The 18,923-nt window shown below is 50.3% G+C and carries 20 protein-coding genes; 4 read left to right on the plus strand and 16 right to left on the minus strand.

Annotated features, from left to right (window positions below; translation table 11 throughout):
* The first annotated feature begins 1 nt into the window (after position 1).
* Positions 2-436, plus strand: coding sequence for a J domain-containing protein (locus TREAZ_RS10485; protein WP_148257793.1), 435 nt, complete (start codon positions 2-4; stop codon positions 434-436).
* 5 nt (positions 437-441) lie between these two features.
* A complete protein-coding gene (locus tag TREAZ_RS10490; protein ID WP_015711827.1) occupies positions 442-1,467 on the plus strand; it encodes a Gfo/Idh/MocA family protein in 1,026 nt (341 codons plus the stop codon).
* 3 nt (positions 1,468-1,470) lie between these two features.
* Here the strand turns inward: TREAZ_RS10490 and TREAZ_RS10495 are convergent, their stop codons facing one another.
* The 16 genes from TREAZ_RS10495 to TREAZ_RS10570 all read right to left on the minus strand — a co-directional run bounded on the left by TREAZ_RS10495 (position 1,471) and on the right by TREAZ_RS10570 (position 17,524).
* Positions 1,471-2,367 carry a PfkB family carbohydrate kinase gene (locus TREAZ_RS10495; protein WP_015711828.1) on the minus strand — a complete coding sequence of 299 codons (897 nt, stop codon included), beginning with the start codon at positions 2,365-2,367 and terminating at the stop codon, positions 1,471-1,473.
* Positions 2,364-3,728: a sigma-54-dependent transcriptional regulator gene (locus TREAZ_RS10500; protein WP_015711829.1), complete on the minus strand. Its 1,365-nt coding sequence runs from the start codon at positions 3,726-3,728 to the stop codon at positions 2,364-2,366. The genes TREAZ_RS10495 and TREAZ_RS10500 overlap by 4 nt, the downstream gene beginning before the upstream one ends.
* The gene (locus tag TREAZ_RS10505; RefSeq protein ID WP_015711830.1) at positions 3,729-4,940 is read right to left on the minus strand and encodes a two-component system sensor histidine kinase NtrB; all 1,212 of its coding nucleotides are present in this window, start codon (positions 4,938-4,940) and stop codon (positions 3,729-3,731) included.
* Position 4,941: 1 nt separating this feature from the next.
* Positions 4,942-6,294 carry a DNA polymerase III gene (locus tag TREAZ_RS10510; protein WP_015711831.1) on the minus strand — a complete coding sequence of 451 codons (1,353 nt, stop codon included), beginning with the start codon at positions 6,292-6,294 and terminating at the stop codon, positions 4,942-4,944.
* A gap of 1 nt (position 6,295) precedes the next feature.
* A complete protein-coding gene (locus TREAZ_RS10515; protein ID WP_015711832.1) occupies positions 6,296-6,811 on the minus strand; it encodes a CvpA family protein in 516 nt (171 codons plus the stop codon).
* Complete coding sequence (murG, locus tag TREAZ_RS10520; RefSeq protein WP_015711833.1) at positions 6,811-7,881, minus strand: undecaprenyldiphospho-muramoylpentapeptide beta-N-acetylglucosaminyltransferase; 1,071 nt, start codon at positions 7,879-7,881, stop codon at positions 6,811-6,813. Before murG ends, TREAZ_RS10515 begins: the two co-directional genes overlap by 1 nt.
* 18 nt (positions 7,882-7,899) lie before the next feature.
* Positions 7,900-9,375 carry a helix-turn-helix transcriptional regulator gene (locus TREAZ_RS10525; RefSeq protein ID WP_015711834.1) on the minus strand — a complete coding sequence of 492 codons (1,476 nt, stop codon included), beginning with the start codon at positions 9,373-9,375 and terminating at the stop codon, positions 7,900-7,902.
* A complete protein-coding gene (locus TREAZ_RS10530; RefSeq protein ID WP_015711835.1) occupies positions 9,359-10,816 on the minus strand; it encodes an extracellular solute-binding protein in 1,458 nt (485 codons plus the stop codon). The genes TREAZ_RS10525 and TREAZ_RS10530 overlap by 17 nt, the downstream gene beginning before the upstream one ends.
* Entirely contained in the window at positions 10,813-11,127 is a 315-nt protein-coding gene (locus tag TREAZ_RS10535; protein ID WP_043923049.1) for a response regulator transcription factor, read from the minus strand. The genes TREAZ_RS10530 and TREAZ_RS10535 overlap by 4 nt, the downstream gene beginning before the upstream one ends.
* 174 nt (positions 11,128-11,301) lie before the next feature.
* Positions 11,302-12,693, minus strand: a complete 1,392-nt coding sequence (locus TREAZ_RS10540; protein WP_015711838.1) for a helix-turn-helix domain-containing protein — start codon at positions 12,691-12,693, stop codon at positions 11,302-11,304.
* Positions 12,694-12,739: 46 nt separating this feature from the next.
* The gene (gene gatB / locus TREAZ_RS10545) at positions 12,740-14,221 is read right to left on the minus strand and encodes an Asp-tRNA(Asn)/Glu-tRNA(Gln) amidotransferase subunit GatB (protein ID WP_015711839.1); all 1,482 of its coding nucleotides are present in this window, start codon (positions 14,219-14,221) and stop codon (positions 12,740-12,742) included.
* A 15-nt stretch (positions 14,222-14,236) separates the two neighbouring features.
* Positions 14,237-15,742, minus strand: a complete 1,506-nt coding sequence (locus TREAZ_RS10550) for an amidase family protein (protein ID WP_015711840.1) — start codon at positions 15,740-15,742, stop codon at positions 14,237-14,239.
* 14 nt (positions 15,743-15,756) lie between these two features.
* A complete protein-coding gene (locus tag TREAZ_RS10555; RefSeq protein WP_015711841.1) occupies positions 15,757-16,080 on the minus strand; it encodes an Asp-tRNA(Asn)/Glu-tRNA(Gln) amidotransferase subunit GatC in 324 nt (107 codons plus the stop codon).
* Between the two features lie 102 nt (positions 16,081-16,182).
* Positions 16,183-16,419: a SlyX family protein gene (locus TREAZ_RS10560; protein ID WP_015711842.1), complete on the minus strand. Its 237-nt coding sequence runs from the start codon at positions 16,417-16,419 to the stop codon at positions 16,183-16,185.
* A gap of 29 nt (positions 16,420-16,448) precedes the next feature.
* Positions 16,449-16,796, minus strand: coding sequence for a branched-chain amino acid transporter permease (locus TREAZ_RS10565; RefSeq protein ID WP_015711843.1), 348 nt, complete (start codon positions 16,794-16,796; stop codon positions 16,449-16,451).
* A complete protein-coding gene (locus TREAZ_RS10570; protein WP_015711844.1) occupies positions 16,793-17,524 on the minus strand; it encodes an AzlC family ABC transporter permease in 732 nt (243 codons plus the stop codon). The genes TREAZ_RS10565 and TREAZ_RS10570 overlap by 4 nt, the downstream gene beginning before the upstream one ends.
* 48 nt (positions 17,525-17,572) lie before the next feature.
* On the opposite strand from TREAZ_RS10570, the gene TREAZ_RS10575 reads away from it, so the two are divergent.
* Positions 17,573-18,289, plus strand: coding sequence for a DNA-processing protein DprA (locus tag TREAZ_RS10575; RefSeq protein WP_015711845.1), 717 nt, complete (start codon positions 17,573-17,575; stop codon positions 18,287-18,289).
* A 49-nt stretch (positions 18,290-18,338) separates the two neighbouring features.
* A complete protein-coding gene (gene amrA, locus TREAZ_RS10580) occupies positions 18,339-18,914 on the plus strand; it encodes an AmmeMemoRadiSam system protein A (protein WP_015711846.1) in 576 nt (191 codons plus the stop codon).
* Positions 18,915-18,923: the final 9 nt, after the last annotated feature.

The raw sequence follows: 18,923 nt of genomic DNA on the forward strand, positions 1-18,923 counted from the left end.
TATGGGCCTCATGGATCGCCTCGGCAATGTAATTAAGAGCTATCTCAATAACGATGACGAGAAAATATTCGGTTCAGCCAGGGGGGAGAGGCGCCCTTCCCATGACCCGGATCTGGACGCGGCTTTCGACGAATTGAATGATTTCCTCAATAATGACAAGGCAAGAGATGAGCCGGGGCCTGAACCGCATGCCCCTCCTCACGGGCCTGAAACCTCAAACGGTACCATCCCCGAGGAACTGCGGCAGGATTTTGCGGAGCTTGGCGTGGCTTTTGGGGCTTCCGGGACAGAGTGCAAAGATGCCTATAAAAAGCTGCTCAAGATACATCATCCGGATCGCCATGCAGGGCACGAAGGCAATATGAAGAAAGCAACGGAAAGAACCGCCCGTATCAATGCTGCCTACGACCGCATTGAAAAATGGCGGAAAGGATAATCAAAATGGAAAAGGTAAAATTAGCCATCGTCGGCGCAGGCACCTGGGGCACAACCCATGCAGGCATCTTCAAGGAACACCCCCTGTCGGAAACCCTGGCAATCTGCGACGCCAACAAGGCCAAGGCCGAAGCAGTGGCAAAGCAGTACGGCATACCCAAGGTCTACACCAGGGTCGAGGACATGCTGAAGGAAACCCCCTGCGACGCGGTTTCCATAGTAACCCCCGACCACCTCCACGCCGACATAGCCATCGCCTGCGCCAATGCGGGGAAGCATCTCCTCATCGAAAAGCCCCTGGCAACCACCAGGGACGATGTGCACCGCATGGTAGAAGCTATCAATAAAAACAAAGTGCGGGCCATGGTGGATCTTCACAACCGCTGGAACCCTCCTTTTGCTTTGGCAAAAGACGCGGTGGATCGCGGGGAGCTGGGGAAACTCAGGAACGGCTATTTCCGCCTCAACGACATCAAATGGGTGGCAACGGATCTCCTGCCCTGGGCTGCGTCTTCTTCCATACTCTGGTTTTTGGGGAGCCACAGCCTGGACACCCTGAACTGGCTTTTTGCGAGCAAGGTCAAGCGGGTCTACTCGGTTGCCAACCGGGGCGTCCTTAAAGAACTGGGCGTGGACACCGTTGACACATACCTCACCACCCTTGAATACGAAAACGGCTGCATAGCCCAGATGGAAAACGGCTGGGTCACCCCCAACGGCAATGTCAACGTGAACGACATGAAGTGCACCATACTCGGGGACAAGGGCATGGTTTCCATAGACACCAGCAACCACAACCTGATCCAGCAGTACAGCGACGAGAAGGCCCAGGTTCCCGATGTGCTGGTGCGCAACACAGTCCACGGCAGGGTAAAAGGTTTTGCCTACGAAAGCATACGCAGTTTTGTTGACAAGCTTGCCACAGACGAGGACTTCATTGTGAGCCTTGAAGACTCGGCCAATGTAAGCCTTGTAATACTGGCGATCATGGAATCTGCGGAAAAAAGAATGCCTGTGGAAGTGGAGTACTAAAAACTAAAGAATCTTTGAAAATTCTTCCCTGCCCAATGTAGCCCCTGAAACCTCAACCACAGCGGCGCCTATCCTGTTGGCGATTTCAACTGCCTCGCCAAGAGTCTTGCCCTGCTTGAGGCAGGCAATGAGGGCGCCGAAGTGGGCATCCCCTGCGCCTATGGTGTCTTTCACTTTGGCTGGGAAGGGGGCCGAAGCATGGCCTTTGGACTCGCCCTTGTCCATGTACCACGCGCCCTTATCGCCCAGGGTAACAACAATGGCGTTTTGTGTTTTTGCGGCAAGAACATCGGCAGCGCTTTCGATATAACTTTTTCCGGTAAACAGCAAAGCTTCCCTTTCGTTGAGGTGCAGAATTGGATGGCACGAAAAAAGTTCCTCCATTCTGTCGCTGCTTATGTTCATAATCCGCGGACCGGGGGCAAAAAAAAGTTTCAGATCAGGATGATCACGCACAAAGTCAACGATTTCGCTGCCTGTGGGATCTTCCACTTCGATACCGCAGATAAAAATACTGTCCACCCCAGGGTAATCAATGTTATTCATCCACTTTTTTGAAAAAAGATACTCAGCGCCATGACGGGATAAAAAAGTGCGTTCGCCGTCTTCTTCTATCAAACAGAAGCAGCAGCCGTTTTCTTCGGGTACTTTTGCAAAAGGTTTAATGCCTTCTTTAAAAAAGCGCTCTTCTACAAAGCGCCCGTACATGCCGGTTCCCACTGGTGAACAGAGTGTGTGGGGAATATCAAAAAGCCTGAGCATCCAGGCGGTGTTCCAGGCGCAGCCGCCTATACGGTGTGATACAGCTTGAAGATTGATGTCCTCCCCCCGCACGGGTAAATGAGGCAGATTGAGGAGCACATCAACTACGGTGGAGCCTATGACCAGGGTGGATTTCACAGGTCTTCGTCCCCGCCGGCTTCCCCCATTTCCGCGAGCTTGCGGTGGAGGGTTTTGCGGCCTATGCCGAGCATGTCTGCGGCTTTGCTTTTGTTGCCCTGGCAGCTGGCAAGGGTGTCGCGGAGTATGATCCTTTCGGATTCGTCCATGGTGGCCCCAAGGGGTATGCGTATCCAGCCTTCGTCATTTTTGGTGCGCAGGGTCGGGGGGAGATCTTCAATTTTGATGAGAGTGCTCCGGGTCATGACCACAGCGCTTTCAATGCAGTTCCGCAGTTCCCGGATATTGCCGGGCCAGTCATAGGCGTAGAGGCTGGCGCTGGCTTTGTCGTCGATGCCTTCGATGGTTTTGCCGTTTTCCGAGGCAAATTCCTTTAGAAAGGCAGTGATAAGGAGGGGGATATCGTCTTTGCGCTCCCGCAGGGGAGGCACATGGATATTCACCACATTAAGCCGGAAGTAGAGATCCTCCCGGAAGGCGCCTTTTTCGATTTCAGCTTTGAGGTCTTTGTTTGTGGCAGCCACAATGCGCACATCGGTCTCTATGGTTTCTTCGCCGCCGACCCGCTCGAATTTTCGTTCCTGCAAAACCCGGAGCAGCTTGATCTGTATATTCTGATCGATTTCGCCTATCTCGTCCAGAAAGAGAGTGCCTTCGTTGGCAAGTTCAAAACGGCCCCTCTGGCGGGAGACTGCACCGGTAAAGCTGCCTTTCTCGTGGCCAAAGAGTTCACTTTCAAGGAGGCTCGCCGCAAGGGCTGCGCAGTGGACTTTAATCAGGGGTTTCCCCTTGCGGGGCGAAAGCTCGTGGATAGCTCCGGCGACTAATTCTTTCCCTACGCCTGATTCGCCGGTGATAAGTATCGAAGCTTTTGCAGGGGCTGCACGGCTGATGGTATCGAACACCTTTGTCATGGCTGCGCTGGTGCCTATCATGGTTTTGAACTGTTTTTTGTGTTCCAGCTCTTCTTCCAGCCTGATGTGCCTGAGTACCAGCTCACGGTTCGCCAGGGCGCGCTTTACAAGCTGGCCCAGGTGGTCAAGATTGACCGGCTTGGTAAGGAAATCCCAGGCGCCGAGGCGCATGGCCTCCACAGCGGTCTCCACCGTGCCATGGCCGGTGAGGACTATTACGGGGATGCCGGGAGTTTCAGCCTCGATTTTTTTAAGCAGCTCTTCGCCGGTAAGGCCGGGCATGCGGAGATCGGTAATGACAAGATCGATGTCGCCTTTTTGAAAACGCTTCCAGGCTTCGCTGCCGTCAGAGGAAGTGACAACTTCGTAGCCATCCATTTCGAGGCTCACTGCAAGGCCCTCGCGTATGTTCTTTTCGTCGTCGGCGACAAGGAGTTTGAATTTCATTTAAGGCGCTCCTATTAGATGTCTTTCCTTCTGGGGTATGGGTAGGGTGATAATAAAACTGCTCCCCTCCCCGGGTTTGGATTTGACAGAGATTTCCCCCAGGTGTTCCCTGATAATTTTGAACACCAGGGTAAGGCCCAGGCCCGATCCGGTATCTTTGGTGGTAAAATAGGGCTCAAAAATTTTGGAAATATTTTCTTCGCTTATGCCCAGGCCCGTATCCTTGACAGTAATAGTAACAATGCCTTCGGCAGCTACGGTTTTAATCGTGATCCTGCCGCCAGAGGGCATGGCGGCAGTGGCGTTCTTTATCAGATTGAGGAAAACCTGCTTCATATAACGCTCATCAAAATCAATAAGTGGGATAGTGTCATCCAATTCAAGCGTGCACGTGATTCCGGCTTCTTTAAGTTCAAAAGAAACAAATTCAGCAAGCTCCGACAAAAGCTTGTTTATTTCACCGCTGTGCATATTCATGGTCATGGGCCGCACGGCAAAAAGAAAATCCACGACGATATGGTTAAGCCTTTCGATCTCTTCATTTACCACATTGAGGTAACGATCAAAATTCCTGAAGTACATTGCAGGGCCCATTTCGCTTTCCATGGTTTCCTCGGGGTGGGCGTCAAAATAAAGCCTTTTGTTGGCCTCCATGGTTTTTTGTATGAGCTGAACATGGATGGAAATAGAACCCAGAGGATTTTTAATTTCGTGGGCAACACCAGCAGCCAGGGTGGTAAGGCTTGCAAGGCTTTCCATCTGCCTCATGCGGGCTTCGCGGCTCCGCTTCACGGTGATATCCTCAACATGGATAAGAGAACCTGTTACATGCCTTTCCCGGATCAGGGGCCAGACACTGATGCTGAACAGCCGCTGCACGCCCTTGGGGGCGGCCTCAAATTCGCAGCCTTCGGCCTTATCCCCGGAAAGGAGGGTTTCTTGAAGAAAAGCCCCGACCTTTGCATCGCTCACAATTTCCCAAATCGGCTCTTTGGTTTGTTCCCCCAGGCCAGAAGGCAAAATGCGCCGGGCGTACATATTTGCCAGCACAATGGTATGATCCGTATCCAGCACCATGATGCCTTCAGAAAGGGAATCGAGGACCGCTTCGAGGCGCTCAATTTCCCCGGAGGCGGAAACAAGCAGTTCCTGAAGCTGTTCAGTGGTAAGCTTGCTGGATTTCTGCAATGCCCTTTTTATGAATTGCCGCATATCACCTCAAACCGGCCATGCCGCGGCTTAAACCGGTAAACAGCATTTCCAGTGCCAGGTTCACGCTCTGGTTTGTAAGCATTGCCGACTCAGTCCTGGCAATGCACTCCCTCCATAATTCATTGTATGCGATAAACAGGGGCGAAGGGGAAGCGGCCTGCTTTTGGCTTGCCGAAACCACAGTCAAAAGGGATTGCAAAAAAGTTTGAAACAAGGAACGGATTTCAAAATTATCAGCCCCTTTAATGAGCTTTGCCAAAACCTGCGCACATTCCGGCAAGGGCCTTCCAAGGCCGGCAGCCTCGGCTATGGGCGCTGCGTATTTCCCCAGAAGCACCACAGCTTCCGGCAATTCCTCTCCCCTTTTTTTGCGCAGCACCGCAGCATGCATGGCAGCTGAGGCCGCGAAAAATGCAGCCAGCCCTTCGATGGCATTGCCGCTTATCGGAAGGAAACTGTCGAGGTAGGCGCTTATAAGGCTCACCTGGGCATCATTCTGTTTGACAGCAATAGCATCTTTATTCCTGAACACCTTGCGTATCACTTCTTTTTCAATTTCTTCGCTCCGGGCTTCAAAGTGGTAGGGCCTGATCCGCGAAAGCACCGTGGGAAGCAGGGTCCTCGGCCGGGAAGACGTAAGCACAATTATCACATTACCGGGAGGCTCTTCCAAAAGCTTGAGCAGCGAATTCCTTGCAGAGTCGAGCATACGGTCCGCGTTCTCAATGAGGAGGAGCTTCCCCTTCCCCGAAGGCGCAAGGTGGGCCCACCAGGAAGCATGGCGTATCTGGTCAATGGGGATGGTTTTAGCGATCCCTTCGGATTCAAGCTTGACGCTGTCTTTGAGCAAATCACCCAGGAGCTTTTTCAGTTTATAATCCGCGGCTTCCCCGGAAACTTCCAGGGCATCAAATTCATCGAGCCCTTCTTCGAGGGAAGCAATAAGGGGATTCAATTTGGATATCCTGGGTTCATCTTCCCACAGAACCGGAGAAAAGCGGAGCAAAAGCTTCCGCACGGCCCTGATAAAAAAGGTCCGCGCCCCTGCCGACTCAGGCTCTTTCAAGAATGCGGCGCAAGAAGCAGCTATCTCTGCGGAAAAAGGCCGGGAACCCAGGCAGAGGAGATCAGGGTGGAGCAGGCGACGGTGCCATTCGCAGGCATGGCAGCTGCAATTCCAGACAGCCCTGCGGCCCTGGCTTTCGCAGGAAATGATCCTCCCCAGCTCAAGGGCAGCGGTCCCCTTGCCCGAAGCTATAGGGCCTTCAAAAAGCATGGAAGGCGCCAGGCAATTCCCGGAAATATCCCTGCCTAAGGCTTCACTGGCGCTCTGGCCAAGTATGTTCTCAAACACCCTAACCCATCCACGATTTTAAGGAATCAAACACAAACACTGTCACCGGTCCGACAGGCTTTATTATCAGCGGCAATAAGAGATCGGCAAAAACGCTTCCCTGCAGCAATTTGGACGAATCAAAAAGGGGCTGTATGGATATAATAAAAAGCAGCAGCGAAATCAGGGCAATGCCTTCGACAAAACCGAAGATGGCCCCCAAAAGCTTGTCCACCCCTCCGAGCTTGACGCCCATGATAATTTCCTTGATGCCTTTTTCAATTACCTTGAAAACAAGGGAGACAACAATGAAAATGGCGAGGAAGGCCATAATCTCGGGCAGGTATTTTACATTATGGAGTATTTTTGTCCTGATTAATTCCGCCCCGTTTTTGTAGAGATAAACCGAGGCCAGTATCCCCAATACCAAGGACGCCCATGAAAACAATTCTGCGATAAACCCTTTAATATGCCCTCTTATAAGGAGAAGCACCAGAAGGAGCAGAAAAACCAAATCGATAAATGCAACATTGCCCATTATTGCCCCACCTTGTTTTTTATCATTGATGCGATATAGTTTGCAGCATCCGCCTTGCCCGGCTTTGCTGCGCCCATGGCATTCCTTTTTTGTTCGTCAGCCGCCAATTCCAAAACCAGATCAGAGAGCTTTTGAGGAGAAGGATCATCAACCATGCTGATAGCCGCCCCTGCCTCTGCGAAAATCCTGGCATTCTCCACTTGATCCCCCCTGGTACCCGATCCCCTCAGGGGGATGATGATCATGGGCTTCCCAAGGCCCGCGCACTCCCAAATAGTCCCTGCCCCGCCCCTGCATACTACCAATTCTGCCGCAGCGATCACATGGGGCAGCTCGTCCTTGATATACCCATAGGGCTTATAAACATCGGACGGCATAAAAATCTCATCCTGGCTGCCTGTCTGATGAACCACCGTATAATAGCGGGTAAGGCTTGGGAGGCTCGCCTTTATTAGGCCATTGATCTCTTGGGAACCTTGGCTGCCCCCAAGCACCAGGAGCATGCGTTCAGCCTGCAAGCCAAGGAACTGCCTGCCCCTGGCGGGATCAGCCCCGCTAAATTCGGGCCTTATGGGATTGCCGGATACCACAAGCTTCGCCCTAAAAGCAGGGGCAAAAAAAGCAGCTGTTTCTTTATAGGGGATAAAGAGCTTCTCGGTAAAGCGGGTATTGATTCTGGTTGCCAGTCCGGGGCTCAGATCGGACTCATGGGCAAACACAGGGATTTTAAGGGAAAAGGCAGCAGCGCAGGGAGGGACGCTCACAAAGCCCCCCTTGGAAAAAAGCAAAGCGGGCTTCTCGCGTCTGAATATCTTCCTGGCCGCAAAATAGCCCCGAACTATCCTAAAAATGTCTGAAATGTTTTTCAGAGAGAAATAACGCCTGAGTTTTCCTGTGGGGATGCCGAAAAATTCCAACCCCGCCTCTTCAACTATGGCCCTGTCCATCCCCGAATCCGCGCCGATCCAGAAAACCCTGCAGTCCATAATCTTTTTGAGCCACGAGGCCACAGCCAGCCCTGGGTAAATATGCCCCCCTGTCCCTCCCCCGGTAAAAGCCACAGAAATCATGCTTTAAGGGTAGCGGATTTAGGGGGTTTGGGCAATATTGTCTTTAATTTTCTCCAGCCCTTCGCTCTTTTTGATAAGTTCGATGTAGAGCAGAAGTTCGTCGCGGGAGCTGACGCCGAGTTTGCCGTAGATATGGGTGTTGTGGGTTTTTAACGTATTAAGGCTCATGTGCTTAACTGCAAGTATCTTCTGATTGGAAAGCCCCTGGACATAATAATCGAAAATGATTTTTTCCGTTGGTGTGAGGGTCTTGCAGCGTTTTATAAATTCTTCAAACATTTGATTTTTCAGCGGCGCTTCACGGATTTGCGGGGGAGCGGCCTTCTCCATGAGCCTTGCATATCGGCGGCTTAAATAAACAGCCAAGGCTATGCTTACAGCCAGGAGGACTGCAAAGGCGAGAATGATCCTGATATTCCTCCCCAGAATAAGGCTGTCCAGTTCCTGGCGGGGGATGGCAAGGGTTAGGACAAAGGTTTCATCGTGGAAAGGCGAATTGGTGGGATAGAGACGCAGTTCTTCGTGGACCCCTGCAAGGGGCGTTTGGGAACTTTCATAAAAATTGAGACCAGCGGTTCCCCTGGTGATGGAGGCTTTTCCGGAACCGGGGTTAAGATTGCCTGAAAAGAGGCCCTCTCCGGGTTGTATGCCGTTATTGGCAAGCTTCGAGAGTACGCAGACAATGCGATTGTATATGTTTAAATCTGGGGAATTGTTAAGCCTGAAATTCATTGAACTGATTTCAAAACCGCAGACTCCAAAGATTTGACCCCCTGCGCCGATTACCGGAATTGAACAGAGTATTATATCTTCATCAAGGTCGGGGATTGCGCCCTGAAAAGTCCAGTAATAAAGACGCGAAAGGGGAAGATGGGGATTGTCCAGGTATTGATCCAGGGGCTCGCTGAAAAAATCCCTGTCCCGGACATCGAATTCCATATCCCAGCGGGACTGGAGGGCAAGGTCGTTTTCATGAGCCAGATGAGGGAAACCCCGGAGGTAGAGTTTTACCGTGTCGAGGCTTTTCGGTTCGGTATTTCTCATATAAAGGCCCGCCCTCGAATACCGCGCGTTGGGAAGGGATGGATTTACGGTTACATCCAGAACCAAAAAAACCCCGGTACAGGAAGTTCTTTCGAGGGCCAGAAGCAGGCAGTTTAATTCATTGGATAAAAGCGCTTCAAGCGCCTGGGGGTTATTGGAAAGCTCCCCAATGGAAAGGTTAAATCCCCTAAGGGAATTTTCAATGCTTCTTGATAATGATTCTGAAAGGGATACTGTCTGGACACTGGTATCTCCAAACTGTTTTGATACATTTTGCGATATATAAAAAAGCTCTCCCTTTAGCAGACGTTTAGCGTCGCTTGAACGGAAAGAAAATATTCCTACAAAAAGCAGAATAAGCAGGGATCCTGCAAGCATGGAAGCTGCAGGTATCAATAAAAAGAGAAAGGGACGCCGTTCAAAGGGGATTTTTTTAATTACCTGGTGCAAAATAATTTCCCTTCAAAATAAAATTTTCAAAAGCCCCTTGTGATATTTTATTATAGGCGTCCTCCTCATTCATGGTCTTTATCAGGCCGAGGTATTCCTCACGGGAAGCAGAAGCCGCCTTTTGAATATCTGCTATAAAACGGCGCTGGAGGGAATCAAAGCCTTCAAACACCGGGGGTATGTAGTAGCGGTAACTGTTCTCCATTAAACTTACAGCGGCAAACATTTTATCCAGAACGCTGTTTCCCTGACCATAAGCTGCGGTGTCAGTTCCCATTGCCCTTGCGCTGTAAGCCCCGGTCTGTACAGGCATATAACCTGTGGTGGCGGTAAAGCGGGCGTTCCGTTCAGCATCGGTGAACCACTTGAGAAAAAACGCAGCGGCATATTCTTTTACAGGCGTAGATTTGATAACGCACATACCTCCGCCTCTCTGCATTGCAACCTTTTCAGCGCCCGAAAAAACAGGATAGGGCAATACGGCCCATTGAGCATTTTCTTTGGTATTGTCGGCATAGGTAACTGAATCGGGATAAAAAACAGCACCTGCAGAAGTGGAAGCTGTGCAGACTATATCCCCGGTTTTGGCAAGGTAATTTCCATAATTATTAAAGATGGCAATCCGGCCCCTTACTGCGCCTTTATAATAACTTTCCCAAATTCTTCTAAAAATTTTTGACTCAAGAGGGGAACCTTCGCTGTTGAGACCTTTGTTTTCACTATCGATAAATGCGGAACCGAGCTGTTCAAAACCTATCATAAAGTAATTAAATAAAGGATCGGGATAGAAAAAAGTTTTACCGTCATGGGGAATATCCGGTGTCAGTATATCGGTCCAGGCATAATATTTTTCAGCGGTATCCAATATGCCTTCTATAGTATCAAGCTGGGAAAGGCTTACCCGGGCGGCTTTGGCAAAGCGGTCAAAGATGACCGTGTTGACGTAAAGAACTTCGGTGGATTTTGCGATAGGCAGCGCGTAGAGTGTATCGCCGCCCAAAAAACCTTCTTCAAGAAACTCGGGTACAAAGCGTGAAAGCTCGGTCCCGGTAAAATGGGTTTTAAAATCCATAAGAAGACCCTGTTCAGCCAGGATAATTGCCACATTGGGATAGATAACCGCCATATCGGGCAGAGACGGGGCGCCGGGATCGCCGGCTGCCGCGCTTATGAGTTTCTCGTGAAGAAAGGCCGTGTTGGCAACAGAGCTTACCTGTACGGTGATTCCCTCTTTGGCGCCTGCGCCGCAGTTAAATTCTTCTACCATGGAATCCATATTGGTTTTCATCTGCTCCACCATAGTATGCCAAACTGTGAGTGTTACCGGATTTTTGGGGCTGGGCCGATCGGGAGTGGCGCAGGATAAAATCAGCACAGGCAAAAAAATAATGAATAAGGCAAAAGCGCCTGATAAAGACAGGGACTTTACTTTGGGTTTCATTTTTTCGTCCCTTCTTCTGCAAGATCGCGATATTGTATGATGAGCTGTGCCCGGGATTTAACCCCAAGCTTTTTATGGATAGAATTGGTATGGGTATTGATGGTGGGCAGGGTAACCCCCATAAGTTTCGCAGTCTCCTTCATGGTATGGCCTTTTAAAAGCAGCAAAAGACATTCCTTTTCACGGCCAGTCAAAAGGGCCAGTTTTTGCCTGCGGATCTCCACCTCTTCCTCCGGGCCCTGATTTTCAGCTCCCCGAGCCCCTGCCTTTTTCCGGCAGGTTCTGCGCCTCAATATGTCGAATATCTTCACCGCTGTTTCTCCATTCTCTAACTCATTGAATTATTTGATTTATATTCCTTTCTTATTTTCCCCCATAAATTCAATAAAAAACAATCATAAATAGTAATGAGATTGGAGAAAAATCAATGATTTTGTTCATTAGAACTAATGATATTTGGAAATATATATACTTTTCTAAATGTTTTAGAGATTTTTAAAAAGCTTCCCCAGCTGCCACCTGGTAGTAACCCCTGTCTTGCGGTAAATGGCAGTGCAATGGGTATTAACCGTTGGCTGGGCAATATGGAGATAGGCGCCTATTTGACGCATAGTATAGCCTTCAAGGAGCATACGACAGACTTCAATTTCACGTTTTGTCAGCTTATACTGGTTAAAGGCCAAAACCTTATCGCCGTCTATTTCGCTGGATTCCATATCATCCACCCAATCATCTTCAAAATACGTACGGGTCAGGATGGGGGAAATAATAAAATAGAAAAAGACCATTACCGCTGAGAGTACCAGAATGAGAAGCGCCGGAGCCCCGCCTGCGAGAGCGTTAAACCAGCGGCTTATGAGTATACAGATGCCTCCGCCGGCAAAGCCGAACCAGAGGGTAATGCGCAGATGGTTCATATTGTTGTATTTGCGTCCTATGACCCCGATATTGTAGAACATATTGATCATACCCACAGTTCCCGCAAGTCCTATGAGGAAAGATGCAGCAGGTATGAAGGCAGCGGTATTTCCGCCCGAATTAAATCCCTGGTCTAAAACGGCAAAGAGAATGCCCAGGAAAAAAGAAGCGAAGCAGATATTCCAGGCCAGGTTGAGACTTTTGCGGATAAAGGCAAAAATAATGATATAAATTCCGCAGCCCAATAAGCCGCCTGAAAATGCCCAAATATAGGAGTCTTGTCTGTCCAGCATGAATTTGCCAAACCCCAATACTGCCAGGGCAAAGGCAAAATTAATGGTCAGGGAGAAATAGGTGATCTTTTTGGGCCTGGGCGGGGGTACGGTAGATTCTTCCGCGTCAAGGTCGGCTTTTTTAAAAAACAATACAGGCAGAAATGCAAGAATAAGGAATACAAGGGCGGCTTGCCTTTCTCCAATTATTTGCATAAGGCCAATTTTTCCTGCAAGACCCAATAAAATAATCAGGATATTGCTGCACAGAACTGCATAAAATTTCTCTGTATTGTTCATAATGTAAACAAAGGGAATAAGTATACTGTCATTTACGAGGCCCAGAATAAAACCCAAAACAAGAGCCAGGGGTAAAAGCCAATTTGCAGGAACTACATAAATTAAAATGAGGAATATAATAAGCGCTGCAATAGAACCAATACGCGCGGTCTTAACAAACCATGTTTTTTTATAAAAGCATAAATAAAGAGCCGCAGAAAAAAGTATGCCCCAATGAACAAAGGCTCTTAAATCGGAATTAAAAAAACCAATAATGGGCAGATGGGCAGTAACAAAAACCAGGGCCCAGGCATAGTAGAGTATCCACATCAGAACATAGACCAGAACATGGGGACGTATGTTCTTAATTCGGACTACATTTTTAGGCAATTTTTTAAATACGCTCAACTGCGCACTTTCCTAAAAACTGCGCAGTTGAGCGTATATCCTGATTTTACAACAATGCTTCAATTTGCTGCCCAGCGATTTTTGGATCTGCCCTGCCGGAAGTAGCCGCCAGGACTTTTCCTACCAGAAAAGCAGTAAGTGTCTGGCGGCGTTTGGCATTGCCTGCAGCAATAGCAGCCTTGACATCTTCAAAAACCGCAGCTTCCGAAGCATGGACAGCCTTTACCACCTTTGCGATCTCCGCAGGGTCCGTGATAAGGCCCCAGCCTTTTTCTTTGATCAGCGTTTCGGGATCTTTTCCTTCGGCAATTGCAGCTTCAAGGGTCTGTTTGGCATTCTTCGTGGAAACCTGGCCCTTACTGATAAGAACAACCAGCGCAGCGAGTCCCTCAGGCTTTAATTTGAAATTTGAAAGGGATGATAAAGAAAGTCCGTCTTTATGGAGCAGGTGTTTAATATCGCCCAAAAGGTAATTTGCAATACGGGAGGCAGCGTCTTTTTTATCCATGCCCTTTGAAACTGCAACAGCAGCGGCAGTTTCAAAATAATCAGCCTCTTCCTTTTCTTCACAAACCAAATCAGCCTGTTCGGGATTAAGGCCGTATTCTGCTTCAAAACGCTTCATGCGGTTTACCGGAAGCTCCACCAGGGCTTTATCAACCTGTTCAAGGAACGCCTTATCAGGGGTAAAAATGGGGAGGTCAGGTTCAGGGAAGTAACGGTAATCGTGGGCATTTTCTTTTTTCCGCATTGGCTCGGTCTGGTCGCGGTTCTCGTTCCAGAGCCGCGTTTCCTGAACCACGATCTTGCCCGCGTCAAGCACTTCGCCCTGGCGCTGAATTTCGTAATTGAGCCCCAGGCGCACAAAACGGGATGAGTTGAGATTTTTAATCTCCACCTTTCTGCCCAGGCCCTTGCCCGGAAGATTGATGGATACGTTGGCGTCGGCCCGGAGGGAGCCCTCTTCCATGTTGCCATCGCAGACACCGAGGTAACGCACCATGCGGCGGAGCTGCTGTATAAAAACCTCGGCCTCTTCGCCGGTTTCCATATCGGGCTCTGTTACAATTTCGAGAAGCGAAACACCGGCGCGGTTATAATCCAGCAGCGATACTGCGCCGGTGTGGATCATCTTGCCCGCATCTTCTTCAAGATGGCACTCTTTTATGCGTATGGTTTTTTTGAAAGGTTTTCCATTGGCGTTTCCCTCAATTTCCACAGAACCCTGCTGGCCTAAAGGAGAGGCAAACTGGGAAATCTGATAATTCTTCGTCATATCGGGATAGAAATACTGCTTGCGCTCGAACCAGGTTTTTTCGGGAATAAAACAGCCCAGGGCTTTTGCAACCGTGCAGCCCATGCGCATGGATTCGATGTTGAGGCTGGGCAATACACCGGGATAGCCAAGGCACACAGGGCACACATTGGTATTGGGTTCATCCCCGAAGGCGGATTTGCAGCCGCAGAAAACCTTTGTTTTGGTCAACAAGTGAATATGAACTTCTAGCCCTATAAACGACTGGTACACAGTATTACTCCTAATTTATTTCCAAAAAGCCCTATACCCCGCAGGGTGCGGAAATGGGCAGGCCCCTTCGTAATCTTCGGCAATGTTCAGTAAGGTACCCTCCGCAAAAGCCCTGCCTATGAGCTGGACGCCAACAGGAAGGCCTCCTTCGACAGAGGCAGGGAAACTCAGGGCAGGAAGCCCGGCCAGGTTTGCGCAGCAGGTGTAAAGATCCGCTGCTTTTTGCGCAAAGGGCGAAAGGGAACTCGGCCCCCTGTCAAATGCCCTGGTGGGGAACACTGGAAGGAGTATGGCGTCACAGGCGCCGGCGGGGCCGTTATAATCGCTGTCCCCCAAAAGAGCCTCAAAATTCAGCCTGATGCCTGCCCGTATTTTCTGGGCCCTCAGGTAGTAACGATCCTGAAAACCCGAACGGAGCACAAAGGTCCCCAAGAGTATCCTGAGTTTTACCTCTGCGCCAAAACCCGCTTCCCTTGCCTTGTCGATGAGATCGTCGGGGTTCTCCGCCCAGTCGGGCCGCTTCCCGTACCGTATGCTGTCAAAGCGGGCCAGGTTGGCGGATGCCTCCGCGGTAGCAATAGTGTAATACGCGGGCACCCCGTATTTAAGGCTTGGAAGTTCCACATCCTTTAAGGTATAACCCAAATCCGAAAGATTCTTTTTTGCAGCCTCGAAACCCTTGCGGACTTCGGGTTCAAGTTCGGCAGCCTGGGCAGCGATTTTAAGGCTCTCGGCCTCCCCTGCCGATCCGCCTGTGGAATCCCCTGCAGCTGAAATTGCCTTTGCCACGGCCTCAGGCGAAAGCACGCCGATGACCCCTTTGCCTCCGCCTTTTATTCCATTCCGGGCATCAAGGCCCGGCGCGCCTTTAGGGGCATTATGGGAAGTCTCGTCCAGGGGATCGGCGCCTTTAATAATGGAAAAGACATCGCGGCAGCGGGAGATGGTGTCGGAGAGTATGCCTATGACTTCAAGGCTTGAAGCGTATGCCACAAGGCCGAAGCGTGAAACCGCGCCGTATGTGGGCTTAAGCCCCGCCACCCCGCAGAATGCCGCAGGCTGCCTCACTGAGCCGCCGGTGTCGGAGCCCAGGGCAAAGGGCGCAAGCCCCGCAGCCACAGCCGCCGCCGAACCGCCGGAGGATCCTCCAGGCACCCTCGACACATCCCAGGGGTTATTGGTCTTTTTAATTCCTGAATTGTCCGTGGAAGAGCCCATGCCGAATTCGTCAAGGTTGGTTTTCCCTACCGGGATTGCCCCGGAAGCCAGGAGCTTCGATACCGCGGTGGCAGTATAGGGGGCCCTCACATTGGCCAAAAGTTTGGAGCCGCAGCTTACGCCGAAGCCCTGAACGGAAATATTGTCCTTGACCGCAAAGGGGAGGCCCGAGACCCCGGAAACCGCATCTTTTATAGAAGAAACCGGCGTATCTTTTGCCGGGTCGAATTCAATAAAAGCGCCAATCCTGTTTTCCCATTCTCTGAAATATGATTCAAAGCCCTGGGGCAATGTATAAGGCATTATTAAAGCTCCATTTATAGAACATTGGGGATAACCAGGAAACGTCCGTCCCTGTCCCCGGCATTTTTCAGTATATTTTCATTGAGGTCTTTGGCATTTTCGGCAGGCGAATCAAGCCTGAAAAAGGCGGATGTCACGCTTTTGGCATTGGCAGCCTGCCCTGCGCTCAGGCTGGAAGAAAGCCCCGCAGGGAAAGCCTGGGCATCGCTATCCGCAGCCTGCATGGCTGCAAAATACCCCAGCATTTGCTCAAAGGCAGGAAAGGCCGAGGCCAATTCTTCATCCCCAAGATTGAGGTGGGCCAGATCAGCGGTTTCCTTAAGATCTTCGATTTTCATACAGGAATAGTGGCATATCACCTTTTTTAAGTCAAGTATTTCGTATATTTATACATTCTTTATACATAGCCGTTTCAAAACCGGTTATTTTGAAACGGCTCATCAATAATGGGGCGGCCTTTGGTTGGGAATTTCTTCCAAATCCCGGGATATTTGTATAAGTTTTTCCTTTACCGCCCCATGTTCTTCCGCCAGCTTGTCCATGAAGAGGTGGCGTTTTGTAACTTCATCCTGAAGGCGGATGAGGAACTCTTCAAGATAGGCGAGGCGGGTTTCAATCTTCTCAAGCCGTGAATCAAGCTCAACCGGGATTGTGCCAACAGGGGTTGGAGTTTCCATGAGCACAGTATAGGAGAATTGTCTCCGGATTAAAAGCCTTTAAGAACCTGTTTCAGTACCATGTAAAGGGCAGTGCCCCCAAAAATGCTGATGAGTGAATTGCGTTTCCAGAGATGGAGCGCCGCAGTAACACCGGCAGCTGCGAGGACCGGAAGGCTCTCGTATACATTGGCTTTTATTGAACTTGCCACAGACGAAACTGCCAGGACGGTCATGGCTGCCGGGGGCACTATTTTTTCCACAAAGCTAATCCAGCCTGCTCCCCTGTTCCCTTCCCCGTTCCCGGTACGGAAAAAAATAAAAGGAAAGGCCCTGCAGAACAAAACTACTGCCCCTGTAGCAAATGTGAAAACCAGGGCTTCGCCTAAGGTGTTCATGCTTTTTCCCCTTTGCCGGTTTGCCCCAAAAGGGAAACCAGGGCCAGCGACAGGGCCATAGCCGTAAGCAGGCTGAATCTGCCGGGAATAAAAATCACCGAGAGCACGGTGACAAGTCCCGATATAACAAAGACATGGGGCTTCTTCACCCTCAGTATCTGCTCTATGAGCAATACTACAAACAATGCAGTAAGGGCGAATCCTATGCCTTCAAAATTGAAAGGGATGAGCGATCCTGCCGCAGCGCCTATCACGGAGCCCGAGACCCAGTAGAATTGATCCAGCAGGGTTACATAAAACATGAAGAGATCCCTGTCGCTCCCAGGGGGGATAATTCCCGCGTCTGCGTCATCTCCTTGAGGCAGGCTGGACAGGAGGGCGAAGGTTTCGTCGGTAAGGCCGAATATGCAGTAAAGCCGCATAAAGCCCTTGCCGGGCAGACGCTTTAGCATGGAAAGGCCGTACGCCATGTGCCGGGCATTGAGCACCAGCTCCATAAGGCAAATTTCCCAAAGTGTGGTTCCTGCCGCAAAAAGACCTATCGCCATGAACTGTCCGGCCCCTGCATAAAGCACAAGGCTCATCACAAGACTGAGCCACCAGGGATAGCCCGCATTCACCAGGAGAAGACCAAAGGCAATGCCTATGGTTGCATATCCTAAAAGCACAGGGATGGAATATTTTACCGCAGCCTTAAAGAGCCGCGAATTAAATTGAAGCCTGCTCATAGATATCCAAAGATACAACAAAACATCAATAATTGGTATAATGCGAATATGGAAGAAGCAACCAGGGAAATAATAGCCATTGCCCCAGGCGATCCTCTCTACCCCGTCAATCTGGGGAAAATCAGCGGGAAGCTTCGCACTCTCTACGCCCTTGGGAACACCGCCCTACTTGGAGAAACCTTTGCCGCTGCGGTGGTGGGAACTACCACTCCCTCGGAAGCAGCAAAAGCTGCCTGCGCCGAGACAACCTCCTTCCTGGTCGAAAAAGGCTTTGTCATCGTAAGCGGCCTCGCCGCAGGCTGCGATACCATCGCCCATCAAAGCTGCCTGGACGCGGGAGGCAAAACCATTGCCGTTCTGGCACACGGCCTTGACATTTGCTATCCCCGTTCAAACCTCAACCTGAGGGACGCCATCCTCGAAAAAGGCGGCCTCCTCCTTTCCGAATACCCCCCAGGAACAAAACCCCGGAAGAATTTCTTCGTCGCCCGGGACCGCATACAAAGCGGCCTCTCAAGGGGCATCGTTGTTATCGAAACTGATGTTACCGGAGGAACCATGCATACTGCCCGCTTCGCAGAAAAACAAAAACGCCTCATCGGGTGCATCGTCAGCCAGGCCAGGGGTAACAAAGAACTGCTTAAAGAAAACAAAGCCCTGCCCCTGAAAACTGCTATGGAAAAAGATACTTTTATTATAAGCATGAAAATACTTGATATTAAATCCCATGAGCCGGATAAAAAAAGCCAAATGGAACTATTTTGAGTATTTTACCTTTATTTATGCTGTGATATAATCAATAAAGGAAGATACTATGCCCTTTACCATCACCCCGGTCGAACAAAAAGCCCTCCTCAAGGATGCCCGCGAAACCATTGCTGCCAAACTCGAAGGCCGCAAGCCCCGCTATGAGCGTTCCCCTGAATTAGCCAAGGCCGTAGCCTCGGGCGGTTCCGCCCTTGCAGTGCCTTGCGGTGCATTTGTAACTCTCCATTTAGGGAAAAATCTTCGCGGCTGCATAGGCCGCATGAGCGCCGGCTTGCCCCTTGAAGAAACTGTAAGAACCATGGCAATAGAAGCCGCCTTTGGCGATCCCCGCTTCCCGTCGCTTTCGTCTGATGAATTCCCCCGCTGTTCCATCGAAATTTCAGCCCTTTCGCCTATGGAATTATGCCCCGATCCTTATTCGATCAAAGTGGGCGTCCATGGCCTCTACCTCATATACCGGGGCAGGGCCGGCGTGCTGTTGCCCCAGGTTCCCGTTGAACAGGGCTGGAACCAGCAGGAATATTTGGATTATATCTGCATAAAGGCAGGGCTGCCGCCCAAATCGTACGAAGCGCCGGGAGCCGAGCTTTTTACGTTTACTGCGGTAGTGTTTGGGGAATGAATCCTGGGG

It is taken from the genome of Leadbettera azotonutricia ZAS-9 (assembly GCF_000214355.1).
GTDB classification, from domain to species: Bacteria; Spirochaetota; Spirochaetia; order Treponematales; family Breznakiellaceae; genus Leadbettera; species Leadbettera azotonutricia.